We start from the raw sequence: 26,733 nt of genomic DNA on the forward strand, positions 1-26,733 counted from the left end.
AAGGCTCTTTTTCGTTTCGTCAACAACATTTTTTCGCTTTCGCTTAAAACCTTGTTGGCGTTACGGCCGCTGGTTTCTGCCGCGGCCCTCGTTCGCAAACGAGGAGGCGAATCTTAGGCGAACATCGGCCATATGACAAGGGTTTGACCGAATTCTTTTTTGGCGTCTCAGTTGCGAGTCGATTTCACTACCGCGTCCAAGGGAATGGCGTCGGCCATTGCTGCATAGCCGGCGTCACTCGGATGGATGTGGTCCCCACTATCAAAGCCACGCTGCAGGCGATCCGGCTGCGCCGGATCGCGCAGCGCAACGTCGAAGTCCACCACGCCGTCGAAGGCGTGACTGCTCCGAATCCATTGGTTGACGGCAAACCGGATGCTTTCTCGCTGCGGCGGCAAGGATGCCGGCGTCAACGTCGCGCCGAAGACCTTCACGCCGGCGTGCCGAGCCGAGGCGATCAAGCGCTGATATCCGGCGATCAGGTCCGCAGCCGTCACCGAGGTATGCGGGAAGTCGCAGTCGAGACCGCCATGCGGCGGCATCGCCGCGAAATTGATGTCATTGATGCCGATCAGCAGAATCGCCGTCTTGACGCCCGGGCGCCCAAGCACGTCATGCTCGAAGCGCTTCGCCAGAGCGTCGCCATAGCACGGAGAGTCGCTCAGCAGGCGGTTGCCGCTGATGCCCAGATTGACGATCGCGGTCGAACGGTCGCCGGTAGCCTCAAAACGGCGAGCCAGCGCGTCGGGCCAACGTCGATTCTGGTTCAGGCTGGAGCGCATGCCGTCCGTAATCGAGTCGCCGATGGCGGCAACAGCGGCAGATGCAGGCGCCGCGTCGACCGCCAACCCCGTCACCCACACATATTGCGTAAATCGACCGCGAAACGCTTGCGCAGACGCGTCCGCCGCATGATTGCCCGGCGCGGAAACATAATTCACCTGGTTCGATACGCGATGCCACGCCACGATCCGCTGCTCCGGCCCCAAGAAGGCGCTGACCGCGTAGGGCGAACCTTCAGCGATATCGATCGCGACCGGGTCGCTCTCCAGCTCGCCGCCGGGCGGAATCGAGACCGTGCTCTTGCCACCGAACGTCACGCGCGTGTCGCCGGTCCCAGCCGTCGCCGCGCCGCCCGCCGAGCGTGCGATGCGCAGATCTTCGATGACGAGCGGAGTCTTGCCGTACCGGTTGCTAAGGTGGATACGCGCCGACCTTCCAGAGAGGGTCGGATAGACGATCTGACGAACCGTGCGCCCGGCGACTTCCGGTGCGCGATAGAGCGGCGGCAAGTCCGCGCGCTGTGGAATGGGTTGCAGCGCGGTCGCCCATGCGGTGACCCAATGTGCCGGGGCGTCGGCGGCGAAAACAGTCGGGGAACCGGCAAATTGGACAAACAGTGCCGCGCCGCATGCGGCAGCCAAGGTGCGAAAGCTCATTCGGGAGGTCGGTTCGAGGCAAAACGTGCATTGTGCCCGATCGCCGCGGCCGTCGCGGGTGGGCGCGACGGCGTTTCGCTCCCGCTTGACTCAGGCCGCTTGCGCACCGCTCATCTTCAGCGCGAGCGCTTCGGCGACTTCGATCCCGTCGATCGCCGCCGAGTAGATCCCACCGGCATAGCCCGCTCCTTCCCCTGCCGGATACAGACCTTCGACGTTCATGCTCTGATAGTCGTCCCGGCGCCGCACACGAATCGGCGACGACGTTCTCGTCTCGACACCGGTCAGCACCGCGTCGTGCATCGCAAAGCCGGCGATCTTCTTGTCCATCTGCGGCAACGCTTCGCGAATGGCTTCGATCACGTAATCCGGAAGCGCGGTGCTCAGATCGGTCGGGTGCACGCCTGGCTTGTACGACGGCACCACCGAACCCAGCGAGGTGGACGGCCGGCCGGCGATGAAGTCGCCGACGAGCTGGCCCGGCGCCATATAGTTGCCGCCGCCGAGCTCAAACGCCCGCTCCTCCCATTTGCGCTGGAAAGCGATGCCGGCGAGTGGCCCGCCCGGATAGTCGTCCGGCGTGATGCCGACCACGATCCCGGCGTTGGCATTGCGCTCCGCCCGCGAGTACTGGCTCATGCCGTTGGTCACGACGCGGCCCGGCTCGGACGTCGCCGCCACCACGGTGCCACCGGGACACATGCAGAAACTGTAGACGGCTCGGCCATTGCTGCAGTGATGCACCACCTTATAGTCGGCGGCGCCGAGCTGCTTGTGGCCGGCAAACTTGCCGAAACGGCTGCGATCGATCAAACCCTGCGGGTGTTCGATGCGAAAACCGAGTGAAAACGGCTTCGCCTCGATATAGACGCCGCGATCGCTCAGCATCTGGAAGGTGTCGCGCGCGCTATGGCCGACCGCCAGCACCACATGATCGCAGCGCAGCGTTTCACCGGTCGACAGCTTCAGCCCGCGCACTTTGCCCTGATCGATCTCGATATCATCGACGCGGGTTTCGAAACGCACCTCGCCGCCCAGCTCGTGAATGGTCGCGCGCATTTTTTCGACCATGCTCACCAGCCGGAACGTGCCGATATGCGGCCGGCTCAGATACAGAATGTCTTCCGGCGCGCCGGCCCGCACGAATTCGTCGAGCACCTTGCGGCCGTAGTGCTTCGGATCCTTGATCTGGCTGTACAGCTTGCCGTCCGAGAAGGTGCCCGCGCCGCCTTCGCCAAACTGCACATTCGACTCGGGGTTGAGCACGGACTTGCGCCACAGGCCGAACGTGTCTTTGGTGCGCTCGCGCACGGCCTTGCCGCGCTCGAGGATGATCGGGCGGAAGCCCATTTGCGCGAGGATCAACCCCGCGAACAGCCCGCACGGCCCCATGCCGATCACCACCGGGCGCGGCGCGGTCATCTGCGCGGGCGCTTTAGCGACAAACTTGTAGGTCATATCGGGCGTCACGCCGCAGTGAGGCACGTCGGCTAACCGCTTGAGCGCGGCCGCTTCATCCGTGACCTCGACGTCGACGATATACGTGAGCTTGATGTCGGCGCGCTTGCGGGCGTCGTGCGCGCGGCGAAACACGGTGTATCGGATGAGCCCGTCCGCGGCCACGCCGAGTTCCGTGAGGCGCGCACGCACGGCGGCTTCGAGGGCGCTCTCGGGATGATCGAGCGGGAGTTTGATTTCGCTTAGACGTAACATGAGTACCGGGGGATGCAGGAAGGCCGCAAATTGCGGCCAATTCGCAATTTTATAGGTTTAGCGTCGGCACGGGGCATCGGCGCCGACGAAACGCCTGAAGGCGAAACCGCCTCACCCCTATTGACCCGATCGACCCATCTCAAAAAATTTATTAACCGACCGGTCGGTTGGCTTATACTGTGCGCACACAGACAACTTTCCGCAGAGAGCGTCCCCATGTACACGCAATCCCTGGATATTCCCGGCAATGTCGCTCCGCTCGATGCGGGCGCGAACTCGCCTGAGCAGGCGCAATTCGACGCGATCATGGCCGCCGACGGCAAGATCGAAGCTCAGGACTGGATGCCGGAGGCCTATCGCAAAACGCTGGTACGGCAAATCTCGCAGCACGCGCATTCGGAAATCGTCGGCATGCTGCCGGAAGGCAACTGGATCACGCGCGCGCCGAGCCTGAAGCGCAAGGCGATTCTGCTCGCCAAGGTGCAGGACGAGGCCGGCCACGGCCTCTATCTATATAGCGCGGCGGAAACCCTGGGCGTGTCGCGCGACCAGTTGATCGCCGCGCTGCACTCGGGCAAAGCCAAATATTCGAGCATCTTCAATTATCCGACGCCCACATGGGCGGACGTGGGCGTGATCGGCTGGCTGGTGGACGGCGCCGCGATCATGAACCAGATTCCTCTGTGCCGTTGCACGTATGGCCCGTATGCGCGCGCCATGATCCGCATCTGCAAGGAAGAGTCGTTTCACCAGCGCCAGGGTTTCGACGCGCTCATGGCGATGATGTCCGGCACCGAAGCCCAGCGTGAGCTGGTCCAGCAGGCCGTGAATCGTTGGTGGTGGCCGGTGCTGATGATGTTCGGCCCGAGCGACAAGGATTCGGTTCACAGCAGCCAGTCGTCGAAATGGGGCATCAAGCGCATTTCGAACGACGATCTGCGTCAGAAATTCGTCGACGCCACGGTCGACCAGGCCAAGGTGCTCGGCGTCACGTTGCCCGACCCGGACCTGAAGTGGAACGAAGCGCGCGGGCATTACGACTACGGCGACATCGACTGGGAAGAATTCTGGCGGGTGGTGAATGGCGACGGCCCGTGCAATCGCGAGCGTCTCGCTACCCGCGTCAAAGCCCACGACGACGGCGCCTGGGTCCGTGAAGCCGCCCTCGCCCACGCCGACAAGCAGCGCCAGCGCGCACAACAGCACGCCGCCTGAACCGCGCGGCACGCCAGAGAACGAATCAGGAGATCTGCAATGAACAAGGAATGGCCGATTTGGGAAGTCTTCGTGCGTAGCAAGCAGGGACTCGACCACAAGCACTGCGGCAGCCTGCACGCCGCCGACGCGCCGATGGCGCTGCGCATGGCGCGCGACGTCTACACGCGCCGCCAGGAAGGCGTGAGCATCTGGGTGGTGCCGTCTTCGGCGATCACGGCGTCCGCGCCGGAAGACAAGGCGGAGCTGTTCGAACCGGCTGGCGACAAGATTTACCGCCACCCGACGTTCTACACGCTCCCCGACGAAGTCAACCACATGTAAGCGCGGCCATGGACATCACGCCTCAACATCTCCAATACGTCCTGCGCCTCGCGGATAACGCGCTGATCCTCGGTCAGCGCAATACCGAATGGAGCGGCCACGGCCCGATCCTCGAAGAGGACATCGCGCTGTCGAACATGAGCCTCGACCTGATCGGCCAGGCGCGCCTGCTCTACACGCACGCCGCCTCGCTTGAGCAGCAGCTCACCGGGAAGAGCCGCACGGAAGACGACTACGCTTACTTTCGTGCCGAGCGCGAGTTCGCCAACTACACGCTCGCCGAGCTGCCGCACGTCGGGCCACTGTCGGCTACCGCGAAGGCCGAGAAGGATTACGCGGTCACTATCGTGCGCAATTTCCTCTACTCGACGCTGATGGCTCATCTCTGGACGGCGCTCACGGCGTCCTCCGACGAGCAACTGGCGGCGATCGCGTCGAAGTCGATCAAGGAAACCAGCTATCACGTGCATCACGCACGCGAATGGTTGATCCGTTTCGGCGACGGCACCGAGGAGTCGCATCGCCGCGCGCAAGCCGCGCTGGACTATCTGTTGCCTTACACCCGCGAATTCTTCAGTGCGGATGCGGTGGAGGAGACAGTCGCTGCAGCCGGTATCGGTCCGTTGACCTCGGACCTCGAAGCAGCGTGGCTCGACGACGTGCGCGCCACGCTCGACGAAGCCACCTTGAAGCTGCCCGAACCGGTGAAGCACATCACCACCGGCAAGCACGGCGAGCATTCCGAGCACATGGGTTTCGTGCTCGCCGAAATGCAGAGCCTTGCGCGTCAGCACCCTGGCGCCACCTGGTAAACCGACCATGACGACTTCGACCGCCTTTGGCCCGACCGATACGACCGGCATGACTGATGCCGCGCTCGAACGCGCGTGGGCCGTGCTCGAAACGGTGCCCGATCCGGAGATTCCGGTGGTGTCGATTCGCGAGCTCGGCATTCTGCGCGACGTGCGGCGCGCCGCCGACGGCACGCTCGAAGTCGTGATCACGCCGACCTATTCCGGTTGCCCGGCGATGTCGCAGATTGCCGAGGACGTCGCGCATGCGCTCGACGTGGCGGAACTCAAGCCGTATCGGATCGCCACCGTGCTCGCGCCGGCGTGGACCACCGACTGGATGACCGCCGACGCGCGCGAAAAACTGCGCGCCTATGGCATCGCGCCGCCCACGGGCAATTGCGCTTCGGCCGCGCCCGCGCAGGAAAAAGTGATGCGCTTCGTGCCACGGGCGCTGCCCGCGCCGTCGTGCCCACGGTGCGGCTCGGCGCATACCGAGCGTCTCGCGCAATTCGGCTCGACCGCCTGCAAAGCCTTGTACCGCTGCCTCGACTGCCGCGAACCCTTCGACTACTTCAAACCATACTGATATGGCCACCCCGCAATTTCATCCGCTGCGTATCCGCGAAGTGCGGCCCGAAACCGCCGACTCGGTCTCGGTCGCCTTCGAAGTCCCCGCTGAACTGCGTGAACAGTATCGCTTTACGCAAGGCCAGTTCGTTACGTTGAAGACGCACATCGACGGTGAGGAAACACGCCGTTCGTATTCGATCTGCGTCGGCGTCACCGATTACGACCGCGACGGCGAACTGCGTATCGGCATCAAGCGCGTGCGTGGCGGGCGGTTCTCGAACTTCGCCTTCGACACGCTGCAGCCCGGCCACACGATCGACGTGATGACGCCGGACGGCCGTTTCTTCACCCACCTGAACGCCGATCAGGGCCAACAGTATCTGGCCTTCTCGGGCGGCTCGGGCATCACGCCGGTGCTGGCCATCATCAAGACAACGCTCGAAGTGGAGCCGCGCAGCACCTTCACGCTCGTGTACGGCAACCGCAGCGTCGATCAGATCATGTTCGCGGAAGAACTCGAAGATCTGAAGAACCGCTTCATGAACCGCTTCGTGCTCTATCACGTGCTGTCCGATGACCTGCAGGACGTCGAACTCTTCAACGGCGTGCTGGACCAGGAAAAGTGCGCGGCCTTCATTGAGAATCTGCTGCCGGCCGACGCGATCGACGAAGCCTTCATCTGCGGCCCCGCGCCGATGATGGACGCCGCCGAGGCCGCGCTGAAAGCCGCCGGCGTGCCGTCGGACAAGGTGCACGTGGAGCGCTTCGGTTCGCCGCTGCCGCAAGCGGGCGTGCCGCCGGTCGAAATCACCGAAGACACGCCGGCCGCCGACCTCGAAATCGTGCTCGACGGGAAACGCCGCAAGCTGCGCCTGCCGTATCAGGGCGTGAGCGTGCTCGACGTCGGCCTGCGCGCCGGCCTCGCGCTGCCTTATGCGTGCAAGGGCGGCGTCTGCTGCACCTGCCGCGCGAAGGTGCTGGAAGGCGAAGTGAAAATGGAAAAGAACTACACGCTCGAAGAACACGAAATCCGCGACGGTTTCGTGCTCACGTGCCAATGCCATCCGGTCAGCGACCGCGTGGTGGTGAGCTACGACGAACGTTGAACCGCGCTTTGAGCGGTTCCGCGATCCGCTTACACTAGGGGCCGCTCGCGACCGGACTCCCGTTCCGGTCGCTGAGCGGCCCCTAATGTCGTTAACTGCCCTACGCCACTGCCGATGAGCACGATCCACCTCACCAACGGCGACGTCGCCGCCGAGTCACTGCGCACCGCCTTGCGGGATGCCGGCCGCGATGAACGCGTGCACGCACTGCGAGACGATCTCGCGGTCGGCCCGCTGCGTGGTGTCGACGACGGGCCCGACGTGCGCGCGGACTTCTGGGAGCGCGTGAGCGCGGACACCCGGCGCGATTTCCTTCGGGAATTCCGCGAGCAGGCCGCGGCGCTGGAGAATGTCGCGCGCGATGACGCGAATGTGGTGGTCTGGCACGGCGACAGCGCGTCGGATCAATTGATGCTGCGGCGCGTCTGTTATCACTTGCGCAACAGCCCGCAGCGTTTGAACGAGGTGCGTCTGTCGATTCGCGACCTCACCGATCCGGGCGCGTGGGCGCACAGCCGCAAAGACCGCGCGACCTCCGTCGGCATGTTCGCGCCAGCGGTGCTGCAAGAACGACTGCCCGATGCCGCGCCGATTTCCGTGCTGCGCATCAGCCGGCTCGCGCTCGAATGGCAGGAAGTCAAACACGCGAACGGCGAAACGCGGCGCTGGCGCGACAACACGTTCACGAGCGGCAGCTTCGCGGAACTGGATGCGTTCATCCTCGAGCACGTCACGGAAAACTGGCAGCCCGCCGCGCGCGTCGCCGCCGAATTGATGAGCGCCGAATTCGGATTTCTGGTCAGCGACAGCATTGCGCTGTGGCGCATCCGCGAATTGGCCGCGACCCGGCGCATCAAGCTGCGCGGCGACGCAAACGCATGGCGCACGCTGGAATTGTGCGCGGCGTTCGCCCCCTGTCCACACTAATAGAACCAACGATTATGGCCCGCACCCGAGCCCCCGACCACGAAACCCAACGCGAACAGATTCTCGAACTCGCAGCGGCCAAATTCGCGCAAACCAGCTACCCCAGCACCTCGATGGCCGACCTCGCGGCCGCGAGCGGCACCTCGAAAGCACGGCTCTACCATTACTACGCGAGCAAGGAAGCCATTCTGTTCGATCTGCTGGACCGTTACACCAAGCGGCTCATGCTGATCATCGCCGAGGTGGAAGGCGCAAGCCAACGGCGTGGGTTGTCAGAGCGGGAAACCTTCGCCGAGCTGATTCGGGCGTTTCTGTCGGAATACGAGACATCTCATAGCCGGCACGTCGCGTTGCTGAACGATGTGAAGTATCTGGTCGACACGCAGCGCGAAGTGATATTGAACCGCCAGCGCGACGTGGTTGCGGCGTTCGCGCGGCAGTTGGCGCGTGCCTACCCGGAGCGCGCCACGCGCGAAAACCAGACCGCGCTCACCATGATGGTGTTCGGCATGATCAATTGGACGTTCACGTGGCTAAAGCCGGACGGCCGCCTGGGTTACCGCGAATTCGCCGAGCAGGTGGTCGGCATGGTGGACCACGGATTGAGCTCGAATCCGGCCTGATTGCGCACCGCAACAATATTCATACGAAATAATGGGCTCAAGTCGCCGTCGGGCAGTATCTGACCCCTACCGTTCATCCAATTTATTTACCTATAAAAATCAATTACATATAAATAGGGCGCAAACTTTTTAGGCACTCCATTCAAATTTAGATACGGGTTTTCCCTAGTGATCGGCATGCATTTCGGCTAAAATCGCTTTTGCAGTGCACCACGCCGTTCGATTAAAAGGAGAACCCGACCATGAACTTGATTACACCCCGCGCCGCTGAGCCGATCGTCGCGCACGATCGTTTGACGCAGCCCGCCGGTCGTGCACCAGCTCTGGTCCGCGAACTCACCGCCGTCGACCGCGAGCGCCTGCTGACCCACTTCCTCGCGCTCGACGAAGACGACCGTCTGCTGCGCTTCGGCCAGATCGTGCCGGACCACGTGATTGAGAACTATGTCCGCGCGATCGACTTCACGCGCGACACCGTTTTCGGCGTCTTCAACAACCAGTTGCAATTGACCGGCGTCGGCCACCTCGCCTATCTGCCGGCTGAAGGCGACAAGCGTACGGCCGAGTTTGGCGTGTCCGTGCTGGAAAGCGTTCGTGGCCAGGGTATCGGCTCGAAGCTCTTTGAGCGCGCCGCCATTCGCAGTCGCAATACACACGTCACCACGCTTTACATGCACTGCCTGTCGCGCAATTCGACCATGATGCACATCGCGAAGAAGGCCGGCATGAAGATCGAATACTCGTACGGCGAGGCAGATGCCTACCTGACGCTGCCGCCGGCGGACCAATCGAGCATCATCGCCGAAATGCTGCAAGAGCAGGCTGCGGTATTCGACTACGCGCTGAAGCGCCAGGCGCGTCACGCGTCCAAGCTGTTCGAAACGCTCATGCCTGCGGCGGTTGCAGCCGCAGCCTGATAGCCTCACGCGTCGGAATAACAAAGGGCGGCCTTCTGGCCGCCCTTTTTGTTTGCCGTGACCCGCGCACGCGCCGCCGCGTCGTGTCCTGTCGTACTCACAAAATCGGCAGTGCGGTCGTCTCCTTGATCGTTTCGAGCGAGAAGCTCGTTTTCACGTCGATCACCGACGGATGGTGCAGCAACTGGTCCTGCACGAAGCGTGAAAAGTGCGCCATATCCTCCACCTGGACACGCAGCAGATAGTCCATGTCGCCGGTCATCGCATGGCAGGCGACGACTTCGGGCCACGCCTGAACGGCCGCGCGAAACAGATCGGCGTGCGTGGCGTCGCCGCGCGGACTGAGCGCCGGACCACCGCGCTTTTCCAACCGCACATTGACGTACGCGAGCAAGTCGAGCCCGAGCCGCTGCGCATCGAGCAACGCGACATAGCCGCGGATCACACCGTTCTCTTCCAGCCGCCGGATACGCCGCAGACACGGACTCGGCGACAGATTCACGCGCTCGGCGATCTCCTGATTTGACAGCCGGCCGTTCTCCTGAAGGATTGCCAGAATCCGCCTATCGATGGCGTCTATCTCCATGCTGGCCATTTTCTGCCGTCCCTTCACGTTATTGAGCTAGAAACTAGCGCAAGCGTATCGAGACACGATTAAGTTCGCAAGTTTTCGCCGCAGGCAGGCCTTTACACTTGCGCCATTCGGTCGCGCTTAACCGCGCATCCCCGCTCGCGCCGCGCGCCGGTGCATATCAGGAGACAGACAATGCAGGTTGCAACTTGGGAAAATCCGCTCGGCACCGACGGTTTCGAGTTCATTGAATACACCGCACCGGATCCGAAGGCGCTGGGCAAACTGTTCGAACAGATGGGCTTCACCGCCATCGCGCGGCATCGCCATAAAGACGTGACGCTGTATCGCCAGGGGGAAATCAACTTCATCGTCAACGGGGAGCCGGATTCGTTCGCGCAACGCTTCGCGCGTCTGCACGGCCCGTCGATCTGCGCAATCGCTTTCCGGGTTCAGGACGCCGCCAAGGCGTACCAGCAGGCGCTGGAAAAAGGCGCCTGGGGCTTCGACAATAAAACCGGCCCGATGGAGCTGAATATCCCGGCGATCAAAGGTATCGGCGACTCGCTGATCTATTTCGTCGACCGCTGGCGCGGCAAGAACGGCGCCGAACCGAACAGCGTGGGCAACATCGACATTTACGATGTCGACTTCGAGCCCATTCCCGGTGCGAACCCTAACCCGGTCGGCCATGGCCTGACTTACATCGACCACCTGACGCACAACGTGCATCGCGGCCGCATGCAGGAGTGGGCGGAGTTCTACGAGCGCCTGTTCAATTTCCGCGAGGTGCGCTATTTCGACATTGAAGGCAAAGTGACGGGCGTGAAGTCGAAGGCGATGACCTCGCCGTGCGGCAAGATCCGCATTCCGATCAATGAGGAAGGCTCGGACACCGCCGGGCAGATTCAGGAATATCTCGACGCGTATCACGGCGAAGGCATTCAGCACATTGCCTTGGGCAGCAACGACATCTACCGTACGGTGGACGGCTTGCGCGCCGCGAACATCTCGCTGCTCGATACCATCGACACGTACTATGAACTGGTCGATCGCCGCGTGCCGAATCACGGCGAGCCACTCGACGAACTGCGCAAACGCAAGATTCTGATCGACGGCGCGCCCGACGATTTGCTGCTGCAGATCTTCACGGAAAACCAGATCGGACCGATTTTCTTCGAGATCATTCAGCGCAAGGGCAATCAGGGCTTTGGCGAGGGCAACTTCAAGGCGCTATTCGAGTCGATCGAACTGGACCAGATTCGCCGTGGCGTAGTGCAAGACAAGGCCTGACGCCACTGGCTGCGCAGGAGCGCATTGGTAGCAAATGAAAAGGGCGAGGATCTCACGATCCTCGCCCTTTTCATTGATGCCGTTGTCTCAAGCGGACCCTGCGTGGCTTGATGGAACAACGGCCGGTTATTTAACCGACACGCCGCATGAGCGGCGTATCACGAATTCTGGTCTTGCCCGTCGGCCTTGGTGGATCGCGTGACGCTACCCATGGCGATGCGTGCGGGCGCGACCTGCGCCGTGCGCGTGATTGCGTTCGACAGCGCTCCTGCGCTGCCCGAGTTCGAGCGCACCGGTGCGCTCATGGCGAAAAATGCGGCCGAAACCATCAGGAAGGTCTGAATGTTTCTCGTGTTCATGCGTACTCCTTTTCTAACTGCCCTGCTGTCGTGAAGCTCCGCAGAATGCGGAGCGTTGCGCTGACATTGCTCGCAGGTGGGGTGTTAGACAGCAATTTCAACTACGGTTCCGCAAATTTGTAGTTTTTACAGCTTGTTACAGGCATTTGCGCAAGCACTGGTGGCATCGCTCGCAAAACGTCGCAAGACCCAGTCAAGATCGCCGGGACGCGGCATTTGCGAAGGACCTGCGGCGGGTTTTCACCAGTGCTACCATCACTTAAAACACGTCAATATGGCGGCCCCGGCCCTCCGCATTCACAAGATGCCGGGGCTCAAAAAAAGTTTTGGTGATCCCAAACTGGTTGGAGGAGTACACATAATGAATGCCCCGCTAGACGCAGGTCAGCGAGCCTCGCTCGAAGCCGCGTTGTCTTCCGTCACGCTCGACGACAAATACACCCTCGAACGCGGCCGCGCATACATGAGCGGCATCCAGGCGCTGGTGCGTCTGCCGATGCTGCAGCAGGAACGCGACCGGGCCGCCGGGCTCAATACTGCCGGCTTCATCTCCGGTTACCGCGGATCGCCGCTGGGCGGGCTCGACCAATCCCTGTGGAAGGCGAAACAGCATCTCGCTGCGCATCAGGTCGTATTTCAGCCAGGCGTCAATGAAGACCTCGCGGCGACCTCCGTCTGGGGTTCGCAGCAGGTCAATCTGTACCCAAGCGCCAAATACGATGGCGTGTTCTCGATGTGGTACGGCAAAGGCCCGGGTGTCGACCGTTCCGGCGACGTCTTCAAGCATGGCAACTCGGCCGGCTCGGCGCAACACGGCGGCGTTCTGGTCCTCGCCGGCGACGATCATGCGGCCAAATCCTCCACGCTGGCACACCAGTCCGAGCACATTTTCAAGGCGTGCGGCCTGCCGGTTCTGTTCCCCTCGAACGTGCAGGAATATCTCGACTTCGGCCTTCACGGCTGGGCGATGAGCCGCTACTCCGGCTTGTGGGTCGCGATGAAGTGCGTGACCGATGTGGTCGAATCGTCGGCATCGGTCGATATCGATCCGCACCGCACCAAGATCGTCCTGCCGGAAGACTTTGCGATGCCTGAGGGCGGCCTGAATATCCGCTGGCCGGATCCGCCGCTGGTGCAGGAAGCGCGTCTGCTCGACTACAAGTGGTACGCGGCGCTCGCCTATGTGCGCGCCAACAAGCTCGACCGCGTCGAAATCGATTCGCCGCATGCGCGCTTTGGCATCATGACCGGCGGCAAAGCCTATCTCGACGTGCGTCAGGCGCTGACCGACCTCGGTCTCGACGACGAAACGTGTTCGCGCATCGGCATCCGCCTATATAAGGTCGGCTGCGTCTGGCCGCTCGAAGCGCAAGGCGCGCAGGCGTTCGCGCGCGGCCTCGATGAAATTCTGGTGGTCGAAGAAAAGCGCCAGATTCTCGAATACGCGATCAAGGAAGAGCTATACAACTGGCCCGACGCACAGCGCCCGCGCGTGTTCGGCAAGTTCGACGAAAAGGACGGCGCGGGCGGCGAATGGTCGGTGCCGATGGGCAACTGGCTGCTGCCGGCGCACTACGAACTCTCGCCGGCGATCATCGCGAAGGCCATCGCCACCCGGCTCGACAAATTCGACCTGCCGTCCGACGTGCGCGCTCGCATCGCCACGCGCATCGCCGTGATCGAAGCGAAGGAAAAGGCGCTGGCACGCCCGCGCGTCGAAGCCGAACGCAAGCCGTGGTTCTGCTCGGGTTGCCCGCACAATACGTCGACCAACGTGCCGGAAGGCTCGCGCGCGATGGCCGGCATCGGCTGCCACTACATGACGGTCTGGATGGACCGCAACACCAGCACCTTCAGCCAGATGGGCGGCGAAGGCGTCGCGTGGATCGGCCAGGCGCCGTTCAGCAACGACAAGCACGTATTCGCCAATCTCGGCGACGGCACCTACTTCCACTCCGGACTATTGGCCATTCGCGCGGCGATCGCGTCGAAGGTGAACATCACCTACAAGATTCTCTATAACGACGCGGTCGCCATGACGGGCGGCCAGCCGGTCGACGGCGTGCTGACCGTGCCGCAGATCACCCACCAGCTCGCCGCAGAAGGCGCGACGAAAATCGTGATCGTCACCGATGAGCCGGAGAAGTACTCGGCGAACGTCGGCCTTGCGCCGGGTATCGACGTGCATCATCGCGACAAACTCGACGAGGTGCAGCGCCAACTGCGTGAAGTGGCCGGCACGACGATCCTGATCTACGACCAGACCTGCGCGACAGAGAAGCGCCGCCGCAGGAAACGCGGCACTTATCCGGATCCGGCGCGCCGCGTTGTGATCAACGAGGCCGTGTGTGAAGGCTGCGGCGATTGCTCGGTGAAGTCCAACTGCCTGTCGGTCGAGCCGCTCGATACTGAGTACGGTACGAAGCGCCAGATCAATCAGTCGACCTGCAACAAGGACTTTTCGTGCGTGAACGGCTTCTGCCCGAGCTTCGTCTCGGTTGAAGGCGGTCAGTTGCGCAAGCCCAAGGCCGCCTCCGGTATTGTCGGCGACGCAATGCCGCCGGTGCCGGAACCCGAACTGCCCTCCATGGAACGTCCTTACGGCGTGCTGGTGACGGGTGTCGGCGGCACGGGGGTCGTGACGATCGGCGCGCTGCTCGGCATGGCCGCGCACCTGGAAAACAAGGGCGTCACGGTGCTCGACGTCACCGGCCTCGCGCAGAAAGGCGGCGCCGTGATGAGCCACGTGCAGATCGCGAAGAACCCGGCCGACATTCACGCGACGCGTATCGCCATGGGTGAAGCCAGTCTCGTGATCGGCTGCGATGCCATCGTCACCGCCAGCGACGAGTGCGTGTCGCGCATGCAGGCAGGCCGCACGCGCGTCGTGTTGAATACCGCGCATACGCCGACCGCCGAGCTGATCAAGAACCCGAATTGGCGCTTCCCGGGCAGCAGCACGGAAGCCGACGTGCGGGCCGGCGCGGGTGACGACGGTGTCGATACAGTCGACGCGAATCACTTCGCCGTCGCTCTGCTCGGCGACGCGATCTACACGAATCCGTTCGTGCTCGGCTACGCGTGGCAACGCGGCTGGGTGCCGCTCACCTATCAGTCGCTGATGCGCGCCATCGAGCTAAACAACGTCCAGATCGAAAAGAACCGGGCAGCGTTCGAATGGGGCCGCCGTGCAGCGCACGATCTGGCCGCGGTGCGCAAGCTCGCGCAATCGCAAGGGCGCGGCGCCGCAGCGGAAGCGATGAGCAGCAAGGTCATCTCGCTGCACACGCCGAAGGCGCTCGACACGCTGATCGACAAACGCGCCGAGTACCTGGCGGCGTGGCAGAACAGCGCGTATGCCGACCGTTATCGCGGGTTGGTGTCGCAGGTGCGCGCGGCGGAGTCGGCGCTCGATTCGAGCGACGGCCAGTTGCCGCTCACCGAGGCGGTCGCGAAGAATCTACACAAGCTGATGGCCTACAAGGACGAGTACGAGGTCGCCCGTCTGTACAGCGATCCGGCGTTCATCGAAAAGCTGAAGGCGAATTTCGAAGGCGACTGGAAGCTCCACATTCACCTCGCGCCGCCGACGTTCTCGAAAAAGGATGCCAAGGGACATCTGGTGAAGAAGAAGTACGGTCCCTGGGTCTTCAGCGCGATGCATGTGCTGGCCCGGTTCAAGTTCCTGCGCGGCACGGCGTTCGATGTGTTCGGCAAGACAGAAGAGCGACGCACGGAGCGGGCGTTGATCGCCGAGTACGAGGCGCTGGTGCGGGAACTGATCGGCGGCCTGACTGTGCAGAAGCGCGAGCTGGCTGTGGAACTGGCGAATCTGCCGGACGGCATCCGCGGTTATGGTCACGTGAAGGAGAACAACCTGAAGGGCGTGCGCGTCAAATGGAACGAGTTGCTGGCGCGGTGGCGCTCGCCGGCGACCGGAACAACGCAACACGCGGCGTGATCGTGTTGACCTGAGCCGACTCGTCGGGCTCAAATGAGAAAGGCGGCTGTCCTCGCGGACAGTCGCCTTTTTTTGTTTCCAGCTTCGACACGTCATGCATGTGCGCGAGACCGGGCGGTACTGCTACTTCCTGCTACACAACGAACATTTACAAGACGAAGCGCGGCACACGACGACAGCGAGGACTGACCCGCCGACTGTTCCGCGGTTGTCGTGATGTGCTGTGCTTCAGAAGTCACTTTACAAACGAGTCGCTGGCAATCGAATAGGAGCATTCCCAAACGCGCGAAAACACAGTAAGAATGTTTGGGACGACAGCGCGGCTGTGCATAGGCATGCATGTGCACGCGCACGAAAAAAACGCCACGGAATCAACTTCCGTGGCGTTTTCGCAGGTTCGTCGCGAGCGCCTCGACGAGGCGCCGTCTCGATCCTCAAAGCATGCGCATTACTTCGCGTTCACCGGCTTACGCGCGTTGGCCGACGCCACCGCCGTCATGTTGATGATCCGGCGCACGGTCGCCGCCGGCGTCAGAATGTGCACCGGCTTCTCGGCGCCCAGCAGGAACGGACCGACCGTCACGCCTTCACCGCCAATCATCTTCAGCAGGTTGTACGTGATGTTCGCCGCTTCCACGTTCGGCATGATCAGCAGGTTGGCTTCGCCGCTCAGCGTCGTGCCTGGGAATGCGGCCTTGCGCACCGCTTCCGACAACGCCGCGTCGCCGTGCATCTCACCGTCGATCTCGAGCGTGGGCGCGCGTTCAACAATCAGCTTGCGAGCCGCCGCCATGCGTTGCGACGACGAAGACGGCGCGCTGCCGAAGTTCGAGTTCGACAGCAAGGCGACCTTGGGCGTGATGCCGAACTTCTCGATCTCACCCGCTGCCAGCAGCGTCATGTCGGCGAGTTGCTCGGCGGTCGGTGTCTCGTTCACGTACGTATCGCAGATGAACAGATTCCGGCCCGGCAGCATCAGCAGGTTCATCGCCGCGAAGTTCTGAACGTTTTCCGCCTTGCCCAGCACTTGCTCGATGAACTTCAGGTGCGTGTGGTACTGGCCGATCATGCCGCAGATCATGCCGTCGGCCTCGCCGAGGCGCACGAGGATCGCGCCGATCAGCGTGTTGAACTTGCGCATGGCGGCCTTCGCCACGTCCGGTGTCACGCCTTCGCGCGCGCCGAGTTCGTGATATGCCTGCCACGATTGCTGATAGCGCGGATCGTCTTCCGGATCGACCACTTCGAAGTCTTCGCCGCACTTCAACTTCGAGCCCATCTTCTTCAGACGCATCTCGATCACCGACGGACGGCCGACCAGAATCGGCCTGGCGATCTTTTCCAGCAGCACGAACTGCGCTGCACGCAGAACACGCTCGTCTTCACCTTCGGCGAACACGATGCGCGCCGGTTCCGACTTCGCCGCGGCGAACACCGGGCGCATCACCATGCCCGTGCGATACACGGTCGTGCCGAGTTCTTCGCGATACGCGTCCATGTCCTTGATCGGACGGGTCGCAACGCCCGAATCCATTGCCGCTTGCGCGACAGCCGGCGCGATCTTGATGATCAGGCGCGGATCGAACGGCTTCGGAATCAGGTACTCGGGACCGAATTCCAGCGAGTGGCCTTCGTACGCCTTTGCGACTTCATCGCCCTGATCGGTTTCTTCGGCCAGTTCGGCGATCGCGCGCACGCAGGCGAGCTTCATTTCTTCCGTGATCGTGGTGGCGCCGACATCCAGCGCGCCGCGGAAGATGAACGGGAAGCACAGCACGTTGTTGACCTGGTTCGGGTAGTCCGAACGGCCGGTCGCGATGATGCAGTCCGGACGAACCTTCTTCGCGTCTTCCGGGCGGATTTCCGGTTCCGGATTCGCCAGCGCGAGAATCAGCGGCTGCGTGCCCATCTCGGCGACCATCTCCGGCTTCAGCACGCCTGCGCTCGAGCAGCCGAGGAACACGTCGGCGCCGCGAATCGCGTCGGCGAGCGTGCGTGCTTCGGTGTTCGCCGCGTAACGTTCCTTCGACGGATCCAGGTTGCCGCGACCCTCGTAGATCACGCCCTTGGAGTCGGTCACGAGAACGTTCTTCTTCGACAGACCCAGGTTCACCAGCAGATCCAGACACGCGATCGCTGCCGCGCCCGCGCCGGAACACACCAGCTTCACTTCGTCGAGCTTCTTGCCGACCACTTTCAATCCGTTCAGGATCGCCGCCGACGCGATGATCGCCGTGCCGTGCTGATCGTCGTGGAAGACCGGAATCTTCATGCGCTCACGCAGCTTCTTCTCGATGTAGAAGCACTCGGGCGCCTTGATGTCTTCGAGGTTGATGCCGCCGAGCGTGGGCTCGAGCATGGCGATCGCTTCAACGAGCTTGTCCGGATCCGACTCCGAGAGTTCGATGTCGAACACGTCGATGCCGGCGAACTTCTTGAAAAGGCAACCCTTGCCTTCCATGACCGGCTTCGCTGCGAGCGGACCGATGTTGCCGAGGCCGAGCACGGCCGTGCCATTCGTGATCACGCCGACCAGGTTGCCGCGCGATGTGTACTTCTGCGCGTCGAGCGGCTCCTCGAAGATCGCCATACAGGCGGCGGCAACGCCCGGCGAGTACGCGAGCGACAGGTCGAGCTGGTTCGACAGCGGCTTGGTGGGCGTGACCGAAATCTTGCCGGGTTTCGGGTTCTGGTGATATGCGAGAGCGCTTTGCTTGAGTTGTTCGTCCATTTTTTGACCTGCGAGACGTAAATAATCGGGCCCGGCACACCGCACAGTTGGCGTCGCTTACATCTATCGAATGGATAATCGACCGACGCGGCTTTCGCATGCGCCGGTTGGGCGCGGCGCTGAACCTCACCGGAGGACGGGACGGTGCGGAGTGCTTAGCGGGTCGGTTAGTGTACACCCCGAAAGCGTCGATGGACTGAGTGGTTAACGCTGCTCACCATCCGCGAAACAACGGCCTGCCATGCTGCAGCGCCGCATTCGGCGGACTTCTGGCCGCTTGTCATTCGCAGGTCATACGCGAGCTGTTCGCGCTCATTCGAGCTCGGCACCGCGTCGTTCGGGAATCAGGAAAAGCGTCGCGAAGATGTCGAGCAAATAGATCGACGCGAGAAGAGCGAGCGCCGCAGCAAACGAGTAGCGCGCGGCCAAAGCGCCCACGGCCACCGGCCCGAAACCGCCTACCGCACGGCCGAGATTGAACAGCACATTCTGGGCAGTGGCTCGCGCATCGGTCGGGTAGAGTTCGGAGATCAACGCACCGTAACCGCCGATCATGCCGTTGACGAACACGCCCATCGCCGCGCCGCCGATCAGAAGCGCCACCGGCGTGCTCAGGTGCGCGTAGACGAAGACCATTACCACCGCACCCGCCTGGTAGAACAGAAAGGTCGGCTTGCGGCCAAAGCGGTCGGCGGCGATGCCGAACAGCCAGATGCCGCACGCCATGCCCAGAACCGTCACGGCGGTCCACAGCCCGGATTTGGTCAGCGAGTAGCCGAAGGTTTTCGAAAGATAGCTCGGCAGCCAGATCATCAGACCGTAATAGCCGAAGTTCTGCACCGAACAGAGAATCGCCACGCCGAGGCTGGCGCGCGTAGTGCGGCCATCGGTCACCAGCAGTTTCAGCGGCAGCTTGCGCCTGCCGCGCGCCGCGCGCTCCGTGAAAAGCGCCGGCTCTTCGACGCGGCGCCGCACAAAGAACGACACCACGGCCGGCAGCAGCCCGAGCGCGAACATGCCGCGCCAGCCGATCAGCGGCAACAGCAGCGGCGTCAGCAAGGCTGCCGCCAGCACACCGAGTTGCCATCCCAGCCCGACATAGGACGACACGCGTGCTCGCTGCGACGCCGGCCAGGCTTCGGCCACCAGCGTCATGCCGATGCCGAACTCGCCGCCGAGCCCGATCCCGGCGATAGTCCGATAGATCAGCAGGTCGGTGTAGCCCTGCGCCAACGCGCACAAGCCGGTGAAGACGGCGAAGATCAGGATGGTCCATGTCAGCATGCGCACGCGGCCGAAATAGTCGCTCAACACGCCGAAGATCACACCACCCGCCACCGCGCCGATCAGCGTCCACGTGACGAGCGAGCCGCCTTGCGCGGTGTTCAGATGCAGATCGGCGGCGATCACCGGCAGCATAAAGCCGAGGATCAGCAGATCGAAGCCGTCCATCGCGTAACCGAGTACCGAGGCGATCAGCGCACGGCCGGCGTAGCCTTCCCTCGCGGATGCGCGGGTCTCGGTGGCGGAAGGAGCGACATTCATTGAAAGCATTCCGTAGGTCAGATAGGCAACGGCGGCGGCGACGGCGGCAAGCACCCGATAAATTCGCGTGAGTGTAAAGGCGCCCCAGGCGGCTCACAAGCGAACCAAAAAGCGCGAGCGGATCGGGCCTGCCGGCGCATCCCTTCAGCGCACGCCGAGCCGGCGCAGCGCGGCCGTTATCGCCGTCATCCGCAGCAGGCAGGCGAGACGGCCTCCTCGGGAGGACTCATTTCGGGTAAAATATCGGCCTGCGCGCGTAGCAAAATCCGGCCCGCACTCCGCTGACCGGCTGCGTATTTGCCTATCAAGGCGCCGCCCAACATGGTGCGGCATACCTCGCTTGCTGCGCCACCGGGCTCCGCGCCCGCTTCTCCCCGCTCACACCCAAGGATCCGCCCATGACAGGCTTCGATCGCCAGACGATCTCCGACACGACCGCCAAGATGCTGCTGGAAGTACAGGCAGTGCACTTCAACGCGGAGAAACCGTACATTTTCACGTCCGGCTGGGCGAGCCCGGTTTATATCGACTGCCGCAAGCTGATCTCGTACCCGCGCGTGCGCCGCGGCCTGATGGAAATGGCCGAGACCACGATTCTGCGCGACGTCGGCTATGAGCAGATCGACGCCGTCGCCGGTGGCGAAACCGCGGGCATCCCGTTCGCGGCATGGCTCTCCGATCGCCTGATGGTGCCGATGCAATACGTGCGCAAGAAGCCGAAGGGTTTCGGCCGTAACGCGCAGATCGAAGGCCTGCTGACCGAAGGTCAACGCGTGCTGCTGGTCGAAGACCTGACCACGGACAGCCGCAGCAAAATCAACTTCATCAACGCGCTGCGCACCGCCGGCGCGACGGTGAACCACTGCTTCGTGCTGTTCCACTACAACATCTTCAAGGAAAGCGTGTCGGTGCTGAAAGACATCGACGTCGATCTGCACGCGCTCGCCACGTGGTGGGACGTGTTGCGCGTCGCGAAGGAAAACAAGTACTTCGACACCAAGACGCTCGACGAAGTGGAGAAATTCCTGCACGCACCGGCTGAATGGTCTGCTGCACACGGTGGCGCGACCTCGACGCCGCAATAAGCCTCGCCGCCTGACGCGGATTGAATAAAAAGGGCGCCTGTCTTATCGACAGGCGCCCTTTTTCTATTTTTGCCTTAGCAAAAGCAAACGAACTTAAGACGTTCCACCGGGCTCTTCCGCCGAATGCGACGACAGATTCAGCAAGCCATTGCTCTGCGCGTACTGGAACAATTCGGAATCCCGCTCAATGCCGAGTTTGCGCATGGCGGTGTTCTTCTGTGTACTGATCGTCTTGATGCTGCGGTTGAGTTGCTCGGAGATTTCCTTGATCGTCATGCCGGACACGAACAGACGCACCACCTCCAGCTCACGTTTGGACAGCATGACTTCGTCGTTCTTGCCGCCGGCATTCATGCGCAGCGCATCTAACGAAGCCTTGACCGACGGGCTCATGTACTCGAGGTTGCGGCTCACGTGCTGCACCGCGAGCCCAATGTGGCTTAGATCGTCCGACTTGTTGACGACCGAGGTCACGCCGAGTTCGCTCAGCCGCTTCAGCAACGCGGCATTCTCCAGCATCGTCAGGACGACGATAGGAAGGTTAGGGAAATTGCGGCGCAGATAGCCAATCAGCGGCAAGCCGTCGCCATACTGGCCACCAGGCATGGCCAGATCCGTGACGAGCACGTCGCAAGCCATGGTTTGCAGCACCTTGATCAATTCGGTTGACTGCCGCGCACGCGCGACCACTTGCAGACCAGGAAACTTGAGCAAAGCCTGCTCGGCCCCGAACAGAATAACCGGGTGGTCGTCAGCGACCACGACCCTGACAGGATCTTGCATTGCCCTCCCCTCGACAGATAAAACACTCTCCAGAACTTCTGACATGCCTTTGTTTTCTATTTCGTAAACGGATGAGGACGCGGCCTGCGTTCGCGCGGACAATTCCTCCGACTATAGCCGATTCTGGCCCGTATATTCCACCGGACTGCGCAACAATGGTGCGTAGCAGAGCTAATGTTAGACTTGGACCGACCTTGGGGAACAAAATAGGGACAATAACTTTCGCGAGCGCTACCGCCTCGCGCCCTCACTGGAGAACCGGCACATGCGCTCGCGTTGCCTGGTCGTTTCGAATGCTTCACCGTTGCGCCGTTTGCCGCTTCTTTCCTGCGCTATGCTCGGGCTCGCGTTATGGGTGGCGCACATGCCATACGCCTTCGCCGAGGGTGCGTTTGCGTTGACCAGCGCCAGCTTCCGGGCGGGCGGCACGGTGGAAGCCGCTCAGGTTTTCAATCAGGACGACTGCAAAGGCGGCAACCGCTCGCCACAACTTTCCTGGCACGACGCTCCGCCCGGCACGCGCAGCTTCGCGGTCACCATGTTCGATCAGGATGCGCCAGGCCGCGGATGGTGGCATTGGTCCGTTGCGGGCATTCCGGCTACGGTCGGCAGCTTGCCGGAGAATGCGAGTTCCTCCGGGTTCCTCAGCAAACTGGGCGCGGTCGAAGCGCGCAACGATTTCGATACCGACGGCTACGGCGGTCCATGTCCGCCGCCCGGCAAACCGCATCGCTACATCATCACCGTTTATGCGCTCAGCAGCGCCGACCTGCGCCTCGCGCAAGGCCGCCCCGCGCTGATGTTCGACCACGAGATCAGCACCGCCACACTTGGCAGTGCTCGGCTCGTGGTCAATTACGGTCGCTAGACTCGCGCCTTGCAGCGCGCGCAACCCAGTCGCACGAGCGCCGGCCGGAGCCTCGCTTGGCGCACGGCTTGCGTCGTATTGCCGCCCGCGCCGAAATTCTGTCATTCGCGCACGCTAATGTGCAGGACGACGGTACGCGTCAAGCTTGCCGGGGCAGCGCCGACACCACTGCGCACCATTGCCGTGCCTCACCCATCCTCGTTCATTTTGCTGGAGAGTGTTACATGTCGAAGATCGTCATCGTTTATCACAGCGGCTACGGCCACACGAAGAAAGTCGCCGAGGCCGTGCTGGCGGGCGCTCTCGAAGCCGGCGCGGACGGGAAATTGCTGCCGGTCGGCGAGATCGACGAGGCGGCCTGGGCCGAACTCGCCGCGGCCGACGCCATCATCTTCGGCGCGCCGACCTACATGGGCGGCCCTTCCGCCGACTTCAAGAAGTTCGCCGACGCGAGCTCGAAACCTTGGTTCGGACAGACGTGGAAGGACAAGATCGCGGCCGGCTTCACCAACTCCGCGACCATGAACGGCGACAAGTTCTCGACGATCCAGTACTTCGTCACGTTGGCCATGCAGCACGGCATGATCTGGGCGGGCACCGGCATGATGCCGTCCAACACCAAGGCGGCGACCCGCAACGACCTGAACTATGTAGGCGGCTCGACCGGCCTGCTCACGCAGTCACCGGCCGATGCATCGCCGGAAGAAGCACCGCCCGCCGGCGACCTGGAAACCGCGCGGATGTTCGGCGCACGGGTGGCCGGCGTCACGGCACGCTGGATCGCCGCCGCCCGCTGACGCACGGATTGCCGCGATCCGGCCGGCATCGGCTGGCATCTGCCGCACAACGGGTCACGCCGATGTCACGTTCGGCGTGCATCGTCGTTTTTTCACCCCTTTTGCACGTCGGCCGCCATCAGGTCTTAAAATAACGTTCCGGCGCGGTGTCGCGCCCTGTTTCCAGCAAGCCAGTGAGATCGAGATGAGCACGAAAGTTTTTGTCGACGGACAGGAAGGTACGACCGGCCTGAAGATTTTCGAATACCTGTCGCAACGCGCCGACGTTGAGATCCTGCGTATCGAAGAAGCGAAGCGCAAAGACCTCGACGAGCGCCGTCGTCTCATCAATGCGTCCGACGTCACGTTCCTGTGCCTGCCCGACGTCGCATCGCGCGAATCCGCTTCGCTGGTCGAGAACGATCGCACCGTGCTGATCGATGCCAGCACCGCGTTCCGTACTTCCGCCGACTGGGCTTACGGCCTGCCCGAGCTGGCGCGCTCGCAGCGCGAGCGTCTGCGCACGGCGAAACGCATTGCGGTGCCGGGATGCCATGCGTCGGCGTTCGTGCTCGCCATGCGTCCGCTGGTCGAAGCAGGCGTGGTGGCGCCCGAGTTCGCCGCGCATGCTTACTCGATCACCGGCTACAGCGGCGGCGGCAAGAAAATGATTGCCGACTACGAAGCCGGCGGCAACGACAAGCTCAAGAGCCCGCGTCCGTACGCGCTTGGTCTGACTCACAAGCATCTGCCGGAAATGGCTGCGCATACGGGCCTGAAATCGGCGCCGGTCTTTACGCCGATCGTCGGCGACTTCTACAAGGGTCTCGCGGTCACCACCTTCTTCTCGCCAAACCAGCTGGCGAAGAAGGCCACACCGCAAGACGTGCAGGCGCTGTTTGCCGAGTACTACGCGGGCGAGACCTTCGTGCACGTTGCGCCGTTCGACGCGGAAGCAAACCTCGACAGCGGCTTCTTCGACGTGCAGGCGAACAACGAAACCAACCGCGTCGACCTGTTCGTGTTCGGCAACGAAGAACGCTTCGTGACCGTCGCGCGTCTGGACAACCTGGGCAAGGGCGCGTCGGGCGCGGCGATCCAGTGCATGAACCTCGCGATCGGCGCCAGCGAAGACAGCGGCTTGAAACGCTGATCAACCCTGCGCTACCGGCGGCAATGCGCCGTCGAGTCACAAAAAAGGCCGGTCCACCAGGATCGGCCTTTCTGTTTTAAATCCCGCCGATTTCAATTCCATTTCCCGCAGTTAATCGGTAGTAGCCCGCATTACTTAAAAAATAAAAATCCGATTACCTGAGAAACTGCCGGTAATTCATTCCTGAGAACCACGCCCACAGCATAGTTTTCCGCATAGGGAAACTCCGGATTTTTTCGCGAACGGTCGTTCGAAGATCATAGAGCCATTTTGCTGTAACGCTTGCCTGGCAAGGCAGTGCGGCGAAGCAACGATGTCATCCCCAAGCCGAAAAAACATTTTTTGTTTAAAAGGGCCGCCAGTGTCCACGCGGTGCGCGTCCTCGAAAAGGAACGCTGTTTGAATCAGTCTTTTTAGACGGCTCATTCAATTGACAGCCATTATCCGCACAGCGAAATTAGCTCGCACAATTACATGAAGGGAGACAGCAGCATGTCGCACGCCATTACTCGAGGCTTGGCGATGGCCATTGCCACGGCCCCATTCCTGATCGCCTGCGGTGGCGGCAAGGCCGACAATCCAGGCCCGGTCAACCCCGCGCAATGCTCAGGCGCGAGTTGCGGCGTGCAAGGTCCGCCGACCTCGAGCGCCGGTGCGACTGCGTTGTGTCCCGCCACGGCCGACATCGTCAAGAGCACGTTCCTCGGCGGAGCGGGTAGCGGCGAAGTCGTGCAACTCAATATCGACGCGACAGCGATGACCTACTCGCTGAAGTGGCTCAAGTCGCCGATCCCGCTGACCAGCGCCGACGTCACCATCACGCGCGAAGGCACACAGATTACCGGTGCAGTGATCCATCCTCCGACCGGCATGCTGCCGACCGCGGAGCAAACCCGCTGCGCTTTCATTCTCGGCAAAGGCACCGGCACCGCGCCCGCGAACGGCACGACCTACACGACGCCCGACTTCGTCAACAACCCGAACCCGCCGATGATTCTGGTCGGCCAGGGCGTGGCCGGCGGCGGCATTCCGGGCGCGACTGTCGAGTACGACGGCCTGACCATCATTCCCGGCATCATCGATCACGTCGGCGCGGTACCGAACCGGCACTTCGACTTCTACCCGTTCCTCGGATTTGCCAGCACGACCGCCGATATCACCAAGCTGGCCGGCACCTACAACGGTCTGCTGTATCACCTCGTACCGTCCGGCTCGTACGCGGCGACCGCCACCAACACGGTCGAAACCTTCGACGCGGCCGGCAACTGCACGGGCTCGAATCCGGCCAACGCGGCATTTACGCCGAGCTCGAGCGGCTGCCTGACGACGGGCACGGCATGGACCGCCAATGCCAGCGGCTACTTCGACAGCCAGAATGCGCCGCAGATCGGCACTCAGCTCAAGCTGCCGCCACTGAACCAGCCGAGCGGCGTGTCGGCGCAGGCGCACATGATCCTCGGCCAGATCAACGGCGCGACGGTGCCGCTCGTCATTCGCACGGGCTCCGTCAACCTGGGCACCGCGGTATTGCTGCACTCCGACGCCAAGGTCGACGACGAATCCGGCATCGCCCTGCTGGCCGCGGCTAAACCGCTTGCGTCCGGCGGCTTCGACGGCGGCTACGTAGGTGCCGACTCCAACTTCAAGTACACGGCGGCATTGATCCAGGGCGGCGTCGGCACCTTCATCAACCCGTCGACTTCGGCGGCGGAGGACGGCTTCGGTCTGGGCTACGGCCTGCCGAGTCCCGGACTGGTCGGCGTCCAGCAGGCCAACGGTCAAAAAGGGCTCGCAATCGCTTCGGGCGGCCTCTATGCGATCGAGATTCAAGGGACCGTCAATGGCGGCGTAGCGCCGACATCGCAACTCAACAGCACGGCTTCGAGCGCACCTTACTTCGGTATCGGCGCGCAAATCAGCAAGTAAGTCACAACGGACCGGCAGTTCGCAGTACGAGACATAAATAAATCAGGTGGCTGG

At 62.5% G+C, this 26,733-nt stretch carries 22 protein-coding genes; 15 read left to right on the forward strand and 7 right to left on the reverse strand.

Annotated elements, in window-relative coordinates; genetic code table 11:
* Positions 1 to 167 precede the first annotated feature (167 nt).
* Together P0D68_RS19380 and P0D68_RS19385 are read right to left on the reverse strand one after the other, a co-directional pair.
* Positions 168 to 1,439 (reverse strand): SGNH/GDSL hydrolase family protein, encoded by a 1,272-nt coding sequence (locus tag P0D68_RS19380; protein WP_408303297.1) that lies wholly within the window; start codon positions 1,437 to 1,439, stop codon positions 168 to 170.
* A gap of 90 nt (positions 1,440 to 1,529) precedes the next feature.
* Complete coding sequence (locus tag P0D68_RS19385; RefSeq protein WP_091798321.1) at positions 1,530 to 3,152, reverse strand: NAD(P)/FAD-dependent oxidoreductase; 1,623 nt, start codon at positions 3,150 to 3,152, stop codon at positions 1,530 to 1,532.
* A gap of 216 nt (positions 3,153 to 3,368) precedes the next feature.
* Between P0D68_RS19385 and paaA the strand changes: the two genes are divergently transcribed.
* The 8 genes from paaA (at position 3,369) to P0D68_RS19425 (ending at position 9,628) form a co-directional block, all read left to right on the forward strand.
* Positions 3,369 to 4,367: a 1,2-phenylacetyl-CoA epoxidase subunit PaaA gene (gene paaA / locus P0D68_RS19390; protein WP_408181326.1), complete on the forward strand. Its 999-nt coding sequence runs from the start codon at positions 3,369 to 3,371 to the stop codon at positions 4,365 to 4,367.
* Between the two features lie 39 nt (positions 4,368 to 4,406).
* The gene (gene paaB, locus P0D68_RS19395; protein ID WP_007179854.1) at positions 4,407 to 4,691 is read left to right on the forward strand and encodes a 1,2-phenylacetyl-CoA epoxidase subunit PaaB; all 285 of its coding nucleotides are present in this window, start codon (positions 4,407 to 4,409) and stop codon (positions 4,689 to 4,691) included.
* 8 nt (positions 4,692 to 4,699) lie between these two features.
* Complete coding sequence (paaC, locus tag P0D68_RS19400; RefSeq protein WP_408181328.1) at positions 4,700 to 5,503, forward strand: 1,2-phenylacetyl-CoA epoxidase subunit PaaC; 804 nt, start codon at positions 4,700 to 4,702, stop codon at positions 5,501 to 5,503.
* 7 nt (positions 5,504 to 5,510) lie between these two features.
* A complete protein-coding gene (gene paaD / locus P0D68_RS19405) occupies positions 5,511 to 6,071 on the forward strand; it encodes a 1,2-phenylacetyl-CoA epoxidase subunit PaaD (protein ID WP_408303294.1) in 561 nt (186 codons plus the stop codon).
* Position 6,072: 1 nt separating this feature from the next.
* Positions 6,073 to 7,161 (forward strand): 1,2-phenylacetyl-CoA epoxidase subunit PaaE, encoded by a 1,089-nt coding sequence (gene paaE / locus P0D68_RS19410; protein WP_408303292.1) that lies wholly within the window; start codon positions 6,073 to 6,075, stop codon positions 7,159 to 7,161.
* Positions 7,162 to 7,275: 114 nt separating this feature from the next.
* Complete coding sequence (locus P0D68_RS19415; protein WP_091798309.1) at positions 7,276 to 8,088, forward strand: DUF1835 domain-containing protein; 813 nt, start codon at positions 7,276 to 7,278, stop codon at positions 8,086 to 8,088.
* A 14-nt stretch (positions 8,089 to 8,102) separates the two neighbouring features.
* Entirely contained in the window at positions 8,103 to 8,711 is a 609-nt protein-coding gene (locus tag P0D68_RS19420) for a TetR/AcrR family transcriptional regulator (protein ID WP_091798306.1), read from the forward strand.
* A 242-nt stretch (positions 8,712 to 8,953) separates the two neighbouring features.
* A complete protein-coding gene (locus P0D68_RS19425) occupies positions 8,954 to 9,628 on the forward strand; it encodes a GNAT family N-acetyltransferase (RefSeq protein WP_091798304.1) in 675 nt (224 codons plus the stop codon).
* A gap of 97 nt (positions 9,629 to 9,725) precedes the next feature.
* On the opposite strand, the gene P0D68_RS19430 is transcribed toward P0D68_RS19425, so the two are convergent.
* On the reverse strand, positions 9,726 to 10,223 hold the full coding sequence (locus tag P0D68_RS19430; RefSeq protein ID WP_408303287.1) for an Lrp/AsnC family transcriptional regulator: 498 nt from the start codon (positions 10,221 to 10,223) through the stop codon (positions 9,726 to 9,728).
* A gap of 171 nt (positions 10,224 to 10,394) precedes the next feature.
* Here P0D68_RS19430 and hppD point away from each other — a divergent pair, with 171 nt between their 5' ends.
* Complete coding sequence (gene hppD, locus P0D68_RS19435; RefSeq protein ID WP_091798299.1) at positions 10,395 to 11,492, forward strand: 4-hydroxyphenylpyruvate dioxygenase; 1,098 nt, start codon at positions 10,395 to 10,397, stop codon at positions 11,490 to 11,492.
* A gap of 158 nt (positions 11,493 to 11,650) precedes the next feature.
* On the opposite strand, the gene P0D68_RS19440 is transcribed toward hppD, so the two are convergent.
* Positions 11,651 to 11,851, reverse strand: coding sequence for a hypothetical protein (locus tag P0D68_RS19440; protein ID WP_408181337.1), 201 nt, complete (start codon positions 11,849 to 11,851; stop codon positions 11,651 to 11,653).
* A gap of 361 nt (positions 11,852 to 12,212) precedes the next feature.
* Between P0D68_RS19440 and P0D68_RS19445 the strand changes: the two genes are divergently transcribed.
* On the forward strand, positions 12,213 to 15,812 hold the full coding sequence (locus tag P0D68_RS19445; protein WP_408303285.1) for an indolepyruvate ferredoxin oxidoreductase family protein: 3,600 nt from the start codon (positions 12,213 to 12,215) through the stop codon (positions 15,810 to 15,812).
* A 448-nt stretch (positions 15,813 to 16,260) separates the two neighbouring features.
* Here P0D68_RS19445 and P0D68_RS19450 read toward each other — a convergent pair whose 3' ends face one another.
* Together P0D68_RS19450 and P0D68_RS19455 are read right to left on the reverse strand one after the other, a co-directional pair.
* Positions 16,261 to 18,543 carry an NADP-dependent malic enzyme gene (locus P0D68_RS19450; protein WP_408303283.1) on the reverse strand — a complete coding sequence of 761 codons (2,283 nt, stop codon included), beginning with the start codon at positions 18,541 to 18,543 and terminating at the stop codon, positions 16,261 to 16,263.
* A gap of 312 nt (positions 18,544 to 18,855) precedes the next feature.
* Positions 18,856 to 20,088 (reverse strand): MFS transporter, encoded by a 1,233-nt coding sequence (locus P0D68_RS19455; RefSeq protein WP_408181344.1) that lies wholly within the window; start codon positions 20,086 to 20,088, stop codon positions 18,856 to 18,858.
* 398 nt (positions 20,089 to 20,486) lie between these two features.
* Between P0D68_RS19455 and P0D68_RS19460 the strand changes: the two genes are divergently transcribed.
* On the forward strand, positions 20,487 to 21,173 hold the full coding sequence (locus P0D68_RS19460; protein ID WP_007179868.1) for an orotate phosphoribosyltransferase: 687 nt from the start codon (positions 20,487 to 20,489) through the stop codon (positions 21,171 to 21,173).
* A gap of 93 nt (positions 21,174 to 21,266) precedes the next feature.
* Here the strand turns inward: P0D68_RS19460 and P0D68_RS19465 are convergent, their stop codons facing one another.
* Positions 21,267 to 21,956: a response regulator gene (locus tag P0D68_RS19465; RefSeq protein ID WP_091798289.1), complete on the reverse strand. Its 690-nt coding sequence runs from the start codon at positions 21,954 to 21,956 to the stop codon at positions 21,267 to 21,269.
* Positions 21,957 to 22,221: 265 nt separating this feature from the next.
* Here P0D68_RS19465 and P0D68_RS19470 point away from each other — a divergent pair, with 265 nt between their 5' ends.
* The 4 genes from P0D68_RS19470 to P0D68_RS19485 all read left to right on the forward strand — a co-directional run bounded on the left by P0D68_RS19470 (position 22,222) and on the right by P0D68_RS19485 (position 26,679).
* Positions 22,222 to 22,824, forward strand: a complete 603-nt coding sequence (locus tag P0D68_RS19470) for a YbhB/YbcL family Raf kinase inhibitor-like protein (protein ID WP_408303280.1) — start codon at positions 22,222 to 22,224, stop codon at positions 22,822 to 22,824.
* 224 nt (positions 22,825 to 23,048) lie between these two features.
* The gene (locus P0D68_RS19475) at positions 23,049 to 23,621 is read left to right on the forward strand and encodes a flavodoxin family protein (protein WP_091798284.1); all 573 of its coding nucleotides are present in this window, start codon (positions 23,049 to 23,051) and stop codon (positions 23,619 to 23,621) included.
* Between the two features lie 184 nt (positions 23,622 to 23,805).
* A complete protein-coding gene (gene argC / locus P0D68_RS19480) occupies positions 23,806 to 24,753 on the forward strand; it encodes an N-acetyl-gamma-glutamyl-phosphate reductase (protein WP_408181351.1) in 948 nt (315 codons plus the stop codon).
* Positions 24,754 to 25,245: 492 nt separating this feature from the next.
* The gene (locus P0D68_RS19485) at positions 25,246 to 26,679 is read left to right on the forward strand and encodes a DUF2957 domain-containing protein (RefSeq protein WP_408303277.1); all 1,434 of its coding nucleotides are present in this window, start codon (positions 25,246 to 25,248) and stop codon (positions 26,677 to 26,679) included.
* Positions 26,680 to 26,733 lie beyond the last annotated feature (54 nt).

Source organism: Paraburkholderia sp. RL17-380-BIE-A, assembly GCF_046028085.1.
Lineage (GTDB): Bacteria > Pseudomonadota > Gammaproteobacteria > Burkholderiales > Burkholderiaceae > Paraburkholderia.